The sequence below is a fragment of the Ruegeria arenilitoris genome, from assembly GCF_013032445.1.
Taxonomy (GTDB): domain Bacteria; phylum Pseudomonadota; class Alphaproteobacteria; order Rhodobacterales; family Rhodobacteraceae; genus Ruegeria; species Ruegeria arenilitoris_F.
The window spans coordinates 262,053-276,417 of record NZ_WQCA01000004.1 but is presented as its reverse complement, the minus strand read 5'-3'; the positions used below and the strand labels follow the sequence as shown (position 1 = coordinate 276,417).

The window sequence follows — 14,365 nt, the reverse complement described above, 5'->3', positions numbered from 1 at the left end:
TCAAAGCTCGTGCGCCCAGGGCGGGTTTGCCCCGGCGCGGGATACGGTGACAGCGGCGACCTCGGCCCCCTTGGCAAGGGCTGCGCGCAATTGGTCGGGGGTCAGGGCGCGAAGGGCGGGTTTGCTCAGGTGACCCGCCTGTTCCAGCTCAGCCAGAACGCCGGCGTTGAAAGTGTCGCCTGCACCGACTGTATCGACCACCTCGACCGGCGGAACCGGGACGGAGGTTTCGGACTCATCCGCCAGATAGCCCGACGCACCATCGCTGCCCCGGGTGACGATGACAACCGCCGGACCAGCCTGAAGCAAAAGCGGCACTTTCTCAGCGATGGTTTCGGGGCCGGGGACGATCCAGTCCAGATCCTCGTCTGACACCTTCACGATATCCGCCTGCGCAATCATCAGGTTCAGCCGGGTGCGATAGCGGGTCTGGTCCTTGATGAAATCGGGCCGGATATTCGGATCGATCATTACGGCTCGATCCGCCCCATGCTTGTCCAGCAGCGCAGCATAGGCATCCGCGCAGGGTTCGCAGGCCAGACTGATCCCACCGAAATACAGCGCCGACACGGCGGGCAACTGGTCGGGCATGTCCTCGGGCGTCAACATCCGCCCGGCCGAGTTTTCATCCACAAAGCTGTAGGTTGCGTGCCCGTCCTTCAGCTGCACAAAGGCCAGTGTGGTCGGTCGATTCGAGCGGATCACATGGCTGCCGTCCACATGGCTGGCCTGCAGGGCATCGGCCAATTGCTCCCCGAACATATCCGAAGACAGCCCCGTCAGCAGCCCGACCGGAGCCCCCAACCGCCCCAGCGCAATCGCCGTATTAAAAATGGCGCCGCCGGAATGGGGCACAAACCCTTCACCGCCCGAAACGGTCGGGGTGGGGATCATGTCGATCAGGGCTTCACCGCAGCAAAGGATCATGCCGTGGTCCTTTCTGTTTCATGAGGTCAGGTGCGTATTCTACCGCGCGAGCGCACTTTTGCAGAAATTGTTAGCGCCAACAATGCCAAATTCGTCCTGTTCCGAAACATACAAGTTGAATGAGCGCCGCAAATCGCTAAACCGCCCACCTGCGTTGAATGCATCGCGGAACGCGTCCTTGAACAGCCAGCGGTTCTTTTCGGCGACGCCACCCAAAAGAAACACTCCGCCCGAGGGAATAAGCACGACGGCCAAATCGCCCATCACCGCACCCAGATGGGTGGTGAACATATGCGCCGCTTTCACCGCAATCGGGTCGGTTTGTGCGCGGGCGTCCTCCAGAATGTCTCGGGCGCTGCGCACTGGTGTATTGGCTTGACCGGCGGCCATCCCGGCGGCTTGGTACAGGATCGGCAGGCCAGTACCGCTGAGGAACATTTCAGCCTCAAGCACCAAGGTATCGTCAAAAAAGCAATCTGGTGAGATGTGACGGGCGGCGCGGAAAACCTCGACCTCATCGACATGGCGGGGCGACAGGCCTACATGGCCTCCTTCTCCCGAAGCTGTGTGGTAGCGACCTTCTGAATAGAGCAGGGCACCAACGCCAAGACCGGTGCCCGGCCCTACGACCAGCCTTGTTCCGCGGGGCGGTGTCGCGGCGCCCTGCAAAACCTCGACGTCATCACCGGTGATCTCTGCCACGGACCAGGCGGCAGCGGTGAAGTCATTAATGACAAAGGTGTGCTGTGCACCGGTTGCTTTGCCGATATCATGTTCGGACAGATCGAGATTGGCATTGGTCAGGCGGATCGTTCCGTCCTTAACCGGTCCGGCCCCGGCGGCCACCACGGCGCGCGGATCGGTTCCGATCTCATCACGCAGGCTGTGAAACGCCTCAAGCAACTCGGGCAGGGTGCCCGTCGGGTATTTCCGCAGATCGGTCAGCTTGCCATTCGAGATCACGCCCAACCGCGTATTGGTGCCGCCAATATCGGCGACCAGATTCCAATGTTCGTGCATGGCGCCGGCGGGCTGCGCGAGGGGCAGCGAGACCGAGCTTCCTGCTAACATGGTTTCCAGAGCGGGCAGGTTATCTTTCCCAGATGTTCGGATGAAGTAGCCTTTCACTGGCGTGCCGAGTTCCAGAGTTTTTTGCACGACTTTCAGGTTCTGATTGAGGCCTTTGTCATCGTGCGGGGGTTCAGAGCCATTTTCGCCGTTTTCCATGAGATAGATAGGCAGCTCCTTCGTATAAGCCTGCTGGATGGAGGTCAGGGCATTGGGATCAATCGGCTTGAGTGAGTTGAAACGTAGGCCGCACCAATCAATCGGCGTGCCAATGGCTTCGAAATCATCCCGCCATGCCGTCGGCAGGATAGGTTCAAGAATCTCCAGCAAAACGTCCGGGTAGGCGTTGTTGAATACGCCGCCCAGAAAGCACTGGCTTAAGATATCGTCCAACTCAACGGCAATGTCAGGGCTGGAAGCAGCGGAGGAGGTAAGGTCCAGACTGAACACCGCGCCCAGATTGGTCATCCCCAAACCACGCATTGCCGCGATTGCTTTTCCATGGGCCACCAAAAGGTGATGCATCATACGTGCTTTGGCCCGGTTCTCGTTCAAACCTGATGTTTGAGCTTCGCCTAGCATGCTGAAAGATGAGGGCATTTCAATTGGCGCAACACTATAAATGCGGTCACCGATGTTGCTCATGACAATCTCAGTGAAGTCGGAAAACCAACCAGCACAATCGCGGTTCCGCCATCCGCCCAGGTCTGCCAGTGCCTCAGGAAGGGTGTTGTCATAAAGCGTCGCACAAGGTCGAAGCTCGCGCTCTAACAAGGCATCGGCCAGACTGTCGTAATAGTCCAACCCTTTCTGGCTTACCACGCCACGACCATTGGGCATGACATGCGCCCATTTGACCGAAAAGCGGTAGCAGTCAAACCCGGCTTCGCGAACCAGATCCAGTTCCCGCGGATTAAAGCCTCCATGTCCACAGGCCTGATTGCCATTCGCGCCCGGTAACACGTCGCCCAGAGTAGAGCCTTCGTGCTGCCCACCAAGGACGGTACTGCCAAAGAGGAAATCTTTGGGGAAATCTGCGCGTTTAAATAGCATGATCAGTTCCTGTTTTGGCCGGGCACGATTGCGCGGCCAACTATCAACTTGGCCTGTGGTATTCCAGTTTCATGGCTCCTTTCGGTACATTGCCACCTTGAATGGGCACTTTGCCACAACTCCATAAGGGGCGATGATATGGGAAAATGATAGCGCTAACAACAGAAAAACCGACTGCTTATTCGATGGGGAAGTCAACGCAACTCGAATTACACGGAGTTTCGTGACGAGGATGCGCGTCGAAACCCTATGCTTGACAAGTGGCGTATTGCTGTTTCAACCTAATTGAAACGTTTCAATATGGTTTGACCGGGGATATGCGGATTGCAGCGCAGTTATATACGGTTCGGCAGATTGGGGGGCTAGCCTCTCAACTGGATCTCGTTAGCGCCTGCGGATTCACGGATATTGAGACGATTGGTTTTCACGATCTGACCCCTCAGGACATGGTGCGCCGGGTGGAACGATCAGGCTTGAACGTGCGTTCAGCACATTTCGACTGGGAGGAGTTTGAGACTCGCTTTGACGAAATTCTCGATCTGCTAAGGTTGTTAAGATGCCGGGTGGCCGTCATGCCGTGGCTGACGCCCGAGGCGAGGCCCGACACGTCCGAGGGATGGATGGACGTGTCGGGCCAGTTGGCAGATTGGGGTGCCCAGCTGGCAGAACATGACATTCACCTTGCCTACCACAATCATGATTATGACCTTACCGAACTTTCTGACGAAACGCCGTTGGACTTGATCCTGGCGCAGGAGAATCTGTACTGGCAACCCGATATCGGGTGGTTGGCGGTGTCTCAAAAGGATCCGACACGACTGTTGCAGCGCTATGCGGACCGGATCGTTTCGGTTCATGCCAAGGATGCCGAACCCTCGGCAGGCCAAGGCGATGAGCGCTGGCGCAACCTGGGGCAGGGCGTGGTGGATTGGCCCCGCGTACTGCACATTTTGGAATCAAGCCCATGCACTGATCTGTTTGTCGAACATGATGAAACGACCAAACATGCCGAAACCCTTCAGACCGGGCACAGATTTCTTGAACGTCATCTCTCGGCAGAGGTCGGATAGTGGCGCGCGCGACGATCAAGTCGATTGCCAAAGAGACCGGCTATTCCGTCGGCACCGTCTCAAATGCGCTGCGCGGGGCAGCATCTGTCAAGTCAGAGACACGCCAAGAGATTCAGGCCGTTGCGACCCGATTAGGTTATCGCGTCAACATGGATGGGTTGAAGTTGCGCACCAACAAGTCCTATCGCATCGCAGTTTTGGTCAGCGTGTCGCCGGACGCGGCAGAGGAATGGGAAGGGGTGGAGTTCACGCGTATTCTGGCCGGAATTTCAGCGGCCTTGCAGGGGTCACGTTATGAAATGAGTGTGTTCAATGTGGCCGATATCCCGGATGCCATGACGACATTGGCGCGGATCGTTCAGGATGGGCTGGCGGATGGCGTTATATTCTCGGGCACCCTCCATGATGACCCTCGCATTGCTTTTCTACAGCAACATGCCTTCCCGTTTGTCACCATGGGGATGAGCGATAGCAAAATGGAGCACGCCTATGTGGACTTCGACAGTCAGGCGGCAGCGTTCGACGCCACCGCGCGGTTGGTGCGTCTGGGACACCGTCGTATTGCCTTGGTGAACCCTCCGGCTGAGCTGATCTACGCCACCCAGCGCCAAACCGGATACGAACAGGCCCTGACTGATGGTGGAATTCCGATCGACTCGGCCCTGATTTTCAATGGCTCTACTACGGCACGCACGGGGCAGAATAGCTTTGACGCGCTGATGCGGCTGCCGGATCGCCCGACGGCCTGTATCTGCGCGAATGAGGCTATGACCTTGGGCGTGTTGTCCGCCGCCCATGCCGCCGGGGTTCGGATCGGCAGGGATTTAGTGGTGATTTCGACCGATGATTTGCAACTCAGCCGCTATTTCGTGCCACCGACCAGCACTTATTATGTGCCGATCGAAGAGACCAGCCGCCTTCTAGGCGAATACATGTTGAAAGCTTTGGACGGGGCCAACCCGTCCGAGACCCAGAAAAAGATCAGGGCCACACTCATCGAGCGCCAACCTGACACCCCTGCGCTGCACACAGCGCCCACAAAATAGACCAACAGAAGGAGTAATGAAGATGTTCAAGAATCTACTGGCCGCAGCCGCTCTGACTGCGATGGCCGCCCCAGCGGCTTTTGCCGCCGATCTGGAAGGGCGCGTTCTTAAAATCGGAACCGACGCCACCTATCCGCCGATGGAGACAGTCGATGAGACGACTGGTGAGATCGTGGGCTTTGACGTGGATGTGATGAACGCGATTTGCGAAAAGGTGAATTGTGTTCCGAATTTCGTCAATACTGCATGGGATGGCATCTTTGCAGCGCTCCAGCAGGGAGAGTTTGATCTGGTGATTTCGGGCGTGTCAATCACACCGGAACGCGAAGAAACGATGGACTTCTCCGAGCCCTACATCGTGGTGAGCCAAGCCATTATTTTGCAAGTTGATAACGCCGACCTGACGCTGGACGATTTCAAGGCTGGTGGCCTGAAACTGGCCGCACAGACCGGCACCACCAATGCGCAACTGGCCGAGGAACTGGTCGGGCGTGAGAATGTCAGCCTTTATGACAACTTTTCAGCCGCGATCCTGGCACTGCAGAACGCCGATGTTCAGGGTGTGATCATCGACGGCACTTCGGCCTCTGCTTACGAGCAGGAATTCGCGGGCGAACTGACGGTCGGCATCACCGGATTGCAATCCGATCCGCTGGGCATTGTTTTCCAGGAGGGCGACGCCACGGTTGACGCGATCAACGCAGGGCTTGAGGCGATCAAGGCCGACGGCACTCTGGACACGTTGATAGGCAAGTACTGGAGCACCGAGTAACACCGGTCTTTCCCGTAACGGCCCGGCGCAAGTAGCGACCGGGCCGCATATCTGCAGAGAGGTCCCATGTCGCGCCTAAGCTCGATCCGCCCGAGCAACCTTGTGTTGCTCGCCGCTGCTCCGTTCATCATCTACTTGTTTGCCACTTCGTCGAAATACCTGCGGTCACTGATTGCGATCTTAGGGATCGGCAATAACGCAGGGCCGATTTTTGTTGGGTTTCTGATCATTATCGCGGTGGCAATTCTGGGGTATCTCTGTGCTCGATACGCGCGCTTTCACGACGCCGCGCCGGGCTGGCTGCGGGTTGCGGCGCTAGTGGCATTGCCATCAGCGTTGGTGTTGGCGGTTTTGGGGCTCGCGGCGCCGCAGGTACTGATGCCCTTTGCCGAGTCTGTCTTTTTTCACGCCCTCAGCGAAAACACATCGACTCTGATCGACAGATCCTCGCAAACGTGGGTGCTGTTCCCCGAGGTGGTCGATAAGGTTCAGACCGGGCTGCAAATCGTGCTGGTAATTTACGCTCTTGTCGTTGCCGCGATCCTGATGTCCTCTCGTCTACCAAACGGGTCGCGGGCCTATGTGCGTCTGGGGTTTGAAATCCTGACAGGCGCGGTTCTGTTCTATCTGATGTTCATGGCGCATTGGCAATTCGCCACCGGGGTGGCGATCACGTTCCGGGCGGCTATCTTCGCCTATATCTTCGCAGCCATTCTGGGCCTGATCTGGGTCGGGCTGCAATCGTTCAAACCCAAGGCCCGCACGACCGTCACCTATGGCTGCATCAGTCTGGCCTTGCTGGCCATCTCGGCGTTTTTCTTCATGCAGCCACAGGTCAAATATGAGCTCATCGGTACGCTGGACGCCCGCATCGCCATCGTACGCGGCACTCCGCAAGCGCAGGCCGACATGATCCGCTTTGGTGAGTTTCAGGAAGGTGAAAGCCCGCAATATCGTATCCGCAGCGCCCCGGATGCGGCCAGCGCGCTGGAGCAGATCGAAACCGTAGACAGTGTCTCGGGTGCATTTGTTCCGGTTGGCACCAACACCAAGGGGTATCCGGTGATCTGGCGGACACAGTTCCTGCCGGACAAATACCGTAACCCGGCGCTGGCTTTTGCCGTCTTTGGCTTTCTGCTGCTGACGCTGACCGTTGGCGGGGCACAACACAAACTGCACCCGCTGGCCGTGGGGGCCGAGTTCTTTGTCGACACGATCCGCGGCATTCCGATGCTGGTGATCATTCTCTATATCGGCCTGCCTCTGGCGGGGGCGGTCAAGGACGCCACCGGCGGCGGCATCGACATGACCAATATGACGCGCGGGATCATCGCCATATCTGTGGGTTATTCTGCCTATATGGCCGAGATTTTCCGGTCCGGCATCGAGGCCATCCCTCGTGGACAGATCGAAGCGGGTGGCTCGCTCGGCCTGTCCCGCTGGCAAACCGCGCGGTTGATCATCCTGCCGCAGGCGTTGCGGATCGTGACGCCGCCCTTGGGCAATGAATTCATTGCGATGATCAAGGATACTTCGCTGCTGTCGATCCTGTCGGTCCGCGATATGACCCAGCGGATGCGCGAGTTTCAGGCCGCCAGTTTCCTGCCCTTTGCACCGTTTAACACCGCGGCGATCCTCTATGTCGTGATCACGCTGGGCTGCGCCAGCTTCCTGAAATGGATCGAACGCCGCACGGCAAGGGAAAACCGATGAGCAAGCTTGAACTGGGGGTTTGCTACTATCCCGAACAATGGGATCAGTCGCTTTGGCGCGAGGATGCACGCCGGATGGTCGAGATGGGCCTCGACTGGGTGCGCCTTGCAGAATTTACCTGGAGTCTGATTGAACCCGAGCGGGGGCAGTTCAACTGGGGCTGGCTGGACGAGGTGATAGACATTCTGGGTGATGCGGGCCTGCGCGTGATGATGTCCACGCCGACGGCCGCGCCGCCGAAATGGCTGATCAATGAGTACCCGGAAATCCTGCCGGTTGGTCCGGATGGGCGCGTCAGGGGGTTCGGGTCCCGCAGGCATTATTGTTTTTCCAGCGACGTTTATCTGGCCGAGTCGCGCCGGATCGCAACCGAATACGCCCGCCGTTATGGAGAAAACCGTCATGTCCACGCCTGGCAGATCGACAATGAGTATAACGACCATGACACGGTGCTCAGCTACTCGGATGCGGCGCGCGACGGGTTCCGCCGCTGGTTGGAGCAGCGTTACGGCACCATCTACAATCTGAACCGGACATGGGGCACCGTGTTCTGGGCATCCGGCTATACAAGCTTTGACCAGATCGAGCTGCCCAATGGGCTGGTGGCCAATCCCAACCCGACCCATGCGCTTGATTTCGCGCGCTATTCTTCGGAACGGGTGCGGTTGTTCAACCGGGCGCAGGTGTACATCGTTCGGCAATTTTCCCCAGGCCGGGATATCACTCATAACTTCATGGCGGGCAGTTTCGAATTCGATCATCACGCCGTCGCGACCGATCTGGATATCGTCGGCTTCGACAGCTATCCGTTGGGCAACCTGCTGGGCTCGACCCTGTCCGATGAGGACAAGCACCGATACCTGCGCACAGGTGCGCCGGATTATCAGGGGTTTCACTGCGATCTCTACAGGTCACAGGGCAACGGGCGCATGTGGGTGCTGGAACAGCAGCCCGGCCCCGTGGACTGGGCGGAAAAGAACCCATCCCCGGCAGATGGCATGGTTCGGCTGTGGACGTGGGCAGCCTATGCCCACGGCGCGCAGGCGGTGATGTTCTTCCGCTGGCGACAGGCCAAATTCGCGCAAGAGCAGTTTCACACCGCCCTGTTGCGCTCGGACGGCAGTCCAGATCAGGCCGCGCTGGAACTGGCGCAGGTGGTTCAGGAGCGAGCTGTATTGCCTTCGGCAACACGCCAACGGGCGTCGGTTGCCATTCTGCTGGATTATCCGTCCATCTGGGCCGCCGATATCCTTCCCCACGATGACGCGTTCCCGAATGCACAGATTTTCCGAGAATGGTATGCGGGGCTGCGATCTCTTGGCGTTGATCTGGATTTTGTCGGGCCAGAGGATGACCTGACCGGCTATGCAATGATCGTTTTGCCGCAAAGCATGATCGTCTCTAAAGATCTGGCGAAACGGTTGCGGGACAGTCAGGCAAAGCTGCTGATCGGTGCCCGCGCGGGCAGTAAGACCGCCGACATGCACACACCCCAAAACCTCGCCCCGGGTGAGTTGGCCGATTTGGTGGGTGTCCGGGTTCTGAGGGTCGAATCATTGCCCGATCTGGCGCGGGAATCGGTGCGTCTGCAGGACGGCACACAGCACGAATTCACCGGATGGCGCGAAATCATCGAGACTGAACATTCGATAGCAGCCTGTTTTTCAAGCGCTTACCGGGATGGCAGCCCGGCAATTGTGCAGTCGGATCGGGCGATGTACCTGGCGATGATCCCGCGCGGGCCGCTGTTGCAGACTATTCTGACCGAGGCGCTGAACTGGGCGGGAATCCCAGTAACGGAAAACAACAGGGATGTGCGCCTCGCGCGCCGGGGCGCTTTGGTCTTTGCCTTCAATTTCGGCGCAACGCCGCAGATATTGTCCGACCCCGAGGATCGCCAATATCTTGTTGGTACTTCTGAAATCCCGCCCTATGGTGTCTCAGTCTGGATAGAGCCGTGACGCGATCCCGGTTCTGACAGATTCGATCGCAAACTGGACCTATGAAAACTGGAAACTGTCACTTTTGGACTGACAGCACTGCCGCAAAGGTCTAGCCTGCACTAACAAAACAAAAAAACTACAAAGTCCAACAACGGGAGAAACGAAAATGGCTGAACGGAAAACGCTTTCCAGACGCTCTGTCCTGAAAGGCGCAGGTGCTGCTGCGCTGGCGGCACCGCTTTATAGCAAAAGCGCGCTGGCGTCCTCGGGTGAGATCAACATTCTGATGTGGTCGGATTACCTGCCGCCCAGCTTCATTCAGGAATTCGAGACCCTGACCGGTATCAAGGTGAATTACACCGGTATCGGGTCGAACGAGGAAATCATCAACAAGATGAAGGCGACCAAGGGTCAGGGTTTTGACATCGTGTCGCCGACCAACAACCGCTCGCTGCAGTGGGAACCGCTGGAACTGTTGCAGCCCTTCGACATGAGCAAGGTGCCGATCGATCTGGTGAACCCGGCGATGGCCGCGATTGGTACGGATGCATGGAACTTCGGTGACAGCGGCGTACATTGGCTGCCGCATATCTGGGGTACCGAAGGCATCGCCTATCGCACCGACCTGTGGCTGCCCGAAGGCGACGCGCCCTCTTATGGCGATGTCTGGTCCGAAGAAAACGCCGGTAAGACAATGGGCCGGGCACATTCGATGATGCTGGGCGCAGGCCTTTATATGGAACGCGCTGGTGAGATGGAGCCGGGCTCGGTCTGGGCCGCGTATGGCGATGAAGAGACCATGCGCAAGGTCTGGGGTCAGATCACCGACTGGTGCATCGAGCGCAAGAACCGGATCAAGCTGATCTGGAATGACGCCGATACGCAGAAAAATGGCCTGCTGAACGAAGGTGTTGTGGTCGGTCAGACATGGGACGGCCCGCCGCTGGCGCTGAAATCGGCAGGTGAGCCGGTACACTATCAGGCCCCGATCGAAGGTGCGATGGCTTGGGTTGACGGTATGGCAATGCCGACGGGCGCGGCCAATATCGATCAGGTCTATGCCTTCATCGACTTCGCCTTCCAGGCGAAACCGGCCGGTGTTGCAATTGACAGCCACGGCTATAACTCGCCGGTTCTGGGCGCCGATCAGTATTCCGGCGACACCTACAAAAAGAACTTTGCCGAGGCCTATCCGGGCGACTCGCTGGCGAACCTGAACCCGTGGCCGGCCGAAGCCCCGTGGTATGCGGAAACCCGCACCGAGTTCGTCAACAAGTTCAAAAGCGCCTGATTGCTTTGAAACGCTGCCCTCCGCCATTGCGCGGGGGGCAATTTACCCGCACGCCGTTTCGGCGTGACGGAGGCTTTTTTGGTGCGGTTAGCAAACGCACCTGACGGAGATACCAAAAATGAGTGCAGGGGTCGGTGTAGATCTTGAAAACCTGTGGATCCGTTTCGGTGACTTTGTCGCCGTGCGGGACGCCAATGTGAACATCAACGGGGGCGATTTCTTTTCGTTTCTGGGCCCCTCGGGCTGCGGCAAGACGACGATCCTGCGTGCGGTCTCGGGCTTTCTGGATCCAAGTGAGGGCCGGGTTTTGATCGGTGGCAACGATATGCAGGGCATCGGCCCGAACAAGCGTCCGACGGCCCTGATTTTTCAAAACCTGGCGTTGTTCCCGCTGATGAAAGTTTGGGAGAACATTACGTTTTCCATGGAGATCAAAGGCGCCAGTGCCAAGGAACGCCGCAAGCGTGCCGACGAATTGCTGGACATGATTGCTCTGCCGGGGCAGGGCGACAAGCTACCCAGCGAATTGTCCGGTGGTCAACGTCAGCGGGTTGCGATTGCCCGCGCCCTTTGCGCCGAGCCGGATGTGCTGCTGCTGGATGAACCACTGTCGGCACTGGACCTTAAGTTGCGTCAACACATGCGGACCGAGTTGCGGGAAATTCAGCAGCGTGTCGGCATCACCTTCATCTATATCACTCATGATCAGGGCGAAGCGCTTACTATGTCGGACAACATCGCCGTCATGCGGGCCGGGGTGATTGACCAGATTGCCGATGGCAAGACGATCTATAATGACCCGAATACGGCCTTTGCGGCCTCATTCGTGGGCGAAAACAACGTGTTCCGCGGCAAGATCAAGCAGGTCATGGGGGCCGAGGCACTGATCGAGACCAACCGCTCTGGCGATCTGGTCGCGCGGATCTCATCCGCCAATCAGGGCAAGATGAAAGAGGGTGACGACGCGATGATGTTCATCCGCCCCGAGGCCTTTGCCATCGCACCCGATGGTGCCACCGGCGATCACTTTGTCACCGCGCGGGTGAACCACGAAGAATTCGAAGGCAATGTCTTCAACATCTTCACCGAAGGCGAGGGCGGCAAAGAGATCAAAGTGTCGATCCCGAACCACGGGCAGTCCTTTCAGGATCACACCGGGCAGAACATCACGCTGGAATATGAAACCCAGAACGCGGTTCTGGTTCCGGCGGGTGAGCTGGCCGCGGAATAGGGGGAAAACACATGCCCCGCTTTCTGAAAGAGTTTTTCAACCGCAACGGCACCGGCATGGGGCTGGCGATACTGGGTCTGGTCCTGTTCTGGACCATCGGTCTGATTATTCTGCCACAGCTGTCGATGCTCGATTTCTCATTCCGTCCGAACCTGCCACCGCCTGAGATTGGCGGGCCTAAGGACGTCTATACGCTAGAGAACTACAAATACTTGATCTACGGCCCCGAGGGCGGCAGTCAGGACTATAACGCCGTCGATCTGCGTGTGTTCTTCCGCACGCTGCTCGCGGCGGTCTGTGTGACGATCTTCAACCTGATCATCTGCTACCCGATCGCCTATTATCTGGGTCAGTCCAAGGGCAGCCATATCCGCATCTTTGCGATCATGCTGATCATCCCTTACTGGATCAATGAAATCCTGCGGGCCTTTGCACTTCGGATTATCTTTGGCGAGACCGGTGTGCTGAACACCCTGTTCATGGGTCTGGGCATCTGGGACACGCCGTTTGACTTCATCCGCAACGACATCGCGCTCTATGCGGGTTTGGGCTATGCCTACATCCTGCTGATGATCTTCCCGATCTACAACGTGATCGAAAGTTTGGACGGCAATCAAATCGAGGCAGCGCGTGATCTGGGAGCGCCCTGGTGGCGGATTCACTGGCGGGTGGTCATTCCCTACGCCAAGCCAGGGATCAGCTCGGGCTGTACCATGGTCTTCATGCTGTCCGCAGGCGCACTGGCCGCACCGCAGATTCTAGGCGGGCCGTCCAGCTTGTGGTTCACGCAGCTGATCTATCAGCAGTTCAACGACAACAATGACTGGCCGCAGGGGGCCGCCTACGCCATCGTGCTGCTGGTGACCTGTATCCTGTTCGTGCTGGCGATGATGCGCCTGTTCAAGGTGAACATGGGGGATATCGGGAAATGAACAATTCCTTCCTCCGCCTAAGCATCTGGGCCTATCTGGTCATCTTCTTCCTGTACCTGCTGGGCCCGCTGGTGATCATGTCGGTCACAGCTTTCAACTCTTCGGCCTTCCCGAGGATGACGCCGTGGGAATGCCTGACTTTCCAGTGGTTCGGCGAGCTGTTTCAGGATCAGCGTATCCTGAACGGCATCAAGAACTCGCTTATCATCGGAGCCGGGACGGTGGTTCTGTCGGTTGCGATGGGGCTGGCGGGCGCGCTGATGCTGACACAGATCTGGCCCAAGCTGCGGGCGACCTATTACACGGTCATCATCGCGCCAATCCTGATCCCGGGCGTGGTTCTGGGTATCTCAACGCTGGTGTTCTGGGACCGGATCAACCGGATGCTTGGGCTGGGCGCGGACAGCGTATTGTCGAACGGAATTTTCCTGACGGTGATTGGCCAATCCACCTTCATAGCCAGCTATTGCATGTTGGTGCTGGTGGCGCGGTTGCAGCGCTATGATATCGCACTGACCGAGGCCGCATTGGACCTCGGCGCATCGCACGCGCAGGCATTCCGCAAGATCCTGCTGCCGTTCATGCGCCCGGCGATTGCGTCGGCGGCGGTGTTGGCGTTTCTCGCCTCGTTCGAGAACTACAACACCACCACCTTCACCTTTGGTGAATACCCAACGCTGACCATCGAACTGGCGCAAAAAGTGCGCTACGGCATCACGCCGTCAATCTCGGCACTGGCCTTCATCATCGTGGCAATGACCGTGTTCTTTGCATTGCTGAACGAGGCCAAGCTGAAACGGCAGGAACTGGTTGCCGCCGCGCGCAAGAATGCCACCGTCGAGGAACTGGCGGGCAAAATCAAACTGCCCAGCTTCTTCTCCGGCAACATGGCTGCGGTTCTTGTTGTTGTGTTCGCCGTGGCCACGATCACCTTGATTGGCACCGCGACGGCCTACAACCCGGCGCAGTGCATTGCCGACGTGCGAGAGCAGAAGCAACTGGAAGCCCAGCAGCGCATCGAAGAGTTGCGCAAGCAGCGTGAAGAGCAGCGCAAGCAGCGTGAGGAAGAACGCAAACAGCGCTTTGAAGGTGTGTTTGAGCCCGGTGACCTACAACCCGGTGCTACGGAAGAGGGGGCGGAACCGGACTCTGGCACCAATAACTCGGGCTTCGGTAACGTGTTTGATCCGAACGCACTGGGCGGTGACGATGACGAGGGCGCCTCGGATACCGAAACCCAGCCCTCAAACAATGGTGGGTTTGGCGGGGCCTTCGACCCCCACAGTCTGCAAAGTGACCAGTAAGCTTCGCGTCTGACG

The 14,365-nt window shown here is 58.1% G+C and carries 11 protein-coding genes; 9 read left to right on the top strand and 2 right to left on the bottom strand.

Annotation, left to right across the window (positions count from 1 at the left end; genetic code table 11):
* Nucleotides 1-927: a carbohydrate kinase family protein gene (locus GOW98_RS07525; protein WP_170330565.1), complete on the bottom strand. Its 927-nt coding sequence runs from the start codon at nt 925-927 to the stop codon at nt 1-3.
* 39 nt (nt 928-966) lie between these two features.
* On the bottom strand, nt 967-3,048 hold the full coding sequence (locus tag GOW98_RS07520; protein ID WP_170330563.1) for a family 1 glycosylhydrolase: 2,082 nt from the start codon (nt 3,046-3,048) through the stop codon (nt 967-969).
* Nucleotides 3,049-3,353: 305 nt separating this feature from the next.
* Here GOW98_RS07520 and GOW98_RS07515 point away from each other — a divergent pair, with 305 nt between their 5' ends.
* The 9 genes from GOW98_RS07515 (at nt 3,354) to GOW98_RS07475 (ending at nt 14,350) form a co-directional block, all read left to right on the top strand.
* On the top strand, nt 3,354-4,118 hold the full coding sequence (locus GOW98_RS07515; RefSeq protein ID WP_217359443.1) for a sugar phosphate isomerase/epimerase family protein: 765 nt from the start codon (nt 3,354-3,356) through the stop codon (nt 4,116-4,118).
* Nucleotides 4,118-5,164 (top strand): LacI family DNA-binding transcriptional regulator, encoded by a 1,047-nt coding sequence (locus GOW98_RS07510; protein ID WP_170330557.1) that lies wholly within the window; start codon nt 4,118-4,120, stop codon nt 5,162-5,164. The genes GOW98_RS07515 and GOW98_RS07510 overlap by 1 nt, the downstream gene beginning before the upstream one ends.
* 22 nt (nt 5,165-5,186) lie before the next feature.
* On the top strand, nt 5,187-5,936 hold the full coding sequence (locus GOW98_RS07505) for a basic amino acid ABC transporter substrate-binding protein (RefSeq protein ID WP_254437932.1): 750 nt from the start codon (nt 5,187-5,189) through the stop codon (nt 5,934-5,936).
* Nucleotides 5,937-6,002: 66 nt separating this feature from the next.
* Nucleotides 6,003-7,649, top strand: coding sequence for an amino acid ABC transporter permease (locus GOW98_RS07500; RefSeq protein WP_170330553.1), 1,647 nt, complete (start codon nt 6,003-6,005; stop codon nt 7,647-7,649).
* Nucleotides 7,646-9,610: a beta-galactosidase gene (locus GOW98_RS07495; RefSeq protein WP_170330550.1), complete on the top strand. Its 1,965-nt coding sequence runs from the start codon at nt 7,646-7,648 to the stop codon at nt 9,608-9,610. Before GOW98_RS07500 ends, GOW98_RS07495 begins: the two co-directional genes overlap by 4 nt.
* 148 nt (nt 9,611-9,758) lie before the next feature.
* A complete protein-coding gene (locus GOW98_RS07490) occupies nt 9,759-10,883 on the top strand; it encodes an extracellular solute-binding protein (RefSeq protein ID WP_170330548.1) in 1,125 nt (374 codons plus the stop codon).
* Nucleotides 10,884-11,001: 118 nt separating this feature from the next.
* The gene (locus GOW98_RS07485; protein WP_170330546.1) at nt 11,002-12,114 is read left to right on the top strand and encodes an ABC transporter ATP-binding protein; all 1,113 of its coding nucleotides are present in this window, start codon (nt 11,002-11,004) and stop codon (nt 12,112-12,114) included.
* Between the two features lie 11 nt (nt 12,115-12,125).
* A complete protein-coding gene (locus tag GOW98_RS07480) occupies nt 12,126-13,046 on the top strand; it encodes an ABC transporter permease (protein WP_170330544.1) in 921 nt (306 codons plus the stop codon).
* Entirely contained in the window at nt 13,043-14,350 is a 1,308-nt protein-coding gene (locus tag GOW98_RS07475) for an ABC transporter permease (protein ID WP_170330542.1), read from the top strand. Before GOW98_RS07480 ends, GOW98_RS07475 begins: the two co-directional genes overlap by 4 nt.
* Nucleotides 14,351-14,365: the final 15 nt, after the last annotated feature.

Coding starts and splice junctions, on each gene's coding strand:
- GOW98_RS07485 (WP_170330546.1), top strand. CDS start 11,002: ATGAGTGCAGGGGTCGGTGTAGATCTTGAAAACCTGTGGATCCGTTTC.
- GOW98_RS07505 (WP_254437932.1), top strand. CDS start 5,187: ATGTTCAAGAATCTACTGGCCGCAGCCGCTCTGACTGCGATGGCCGCC.
- GOW98_RS07490 (WP_170330548.1), top strand. CDS start 9,759: ATGGCTGAACGGAAAACGCTTTCCAGACGCTCTGTCCTGAAAGGCGCA.
- GOW98_RS07520 (WP_170330563.1), bottom strand. CDS start 3,048: ATGCTATTTAAACGCGCAGATTTCCCCAAAGATTTCCTCTTTGGCAGT.
- GOW98_RS07500 (WP_170330553.1), top strand. CDS start 6,003: ATGTCGCGCCTAAGCTCGATCCGCCCGAGCAACCTTGTGTTGCTCGCC.
- GOW98_RS07480 (WP_170330544.1), top strand. CDS start 12,126: ATGCCCCGCTTTCTGAAAGAGTTTTTCAACCGCAACGGCACCGGCATG.
- GOW98_RS07525 (WP_170330565.1), bottom strand. CDS start 927: ATGATCCTTTGCTGCGGTGAAGCCCTGATCGACATGATCCCCACCCCG.
- GOW98_RS07475 (WP_170330542.1), top strand. CDS start 13,043: ATGAACAATTCCTTCCTCCGCCTAAGCATCTGGGCCTATCTGGTCATC.
- GOW98_RS07495 (WP_170330550.1), top strand. CDS start 7,646: ATGAGCAAGCTTGAACTGGGGGTTTGCTACTATCCCGAACAATGGGAT.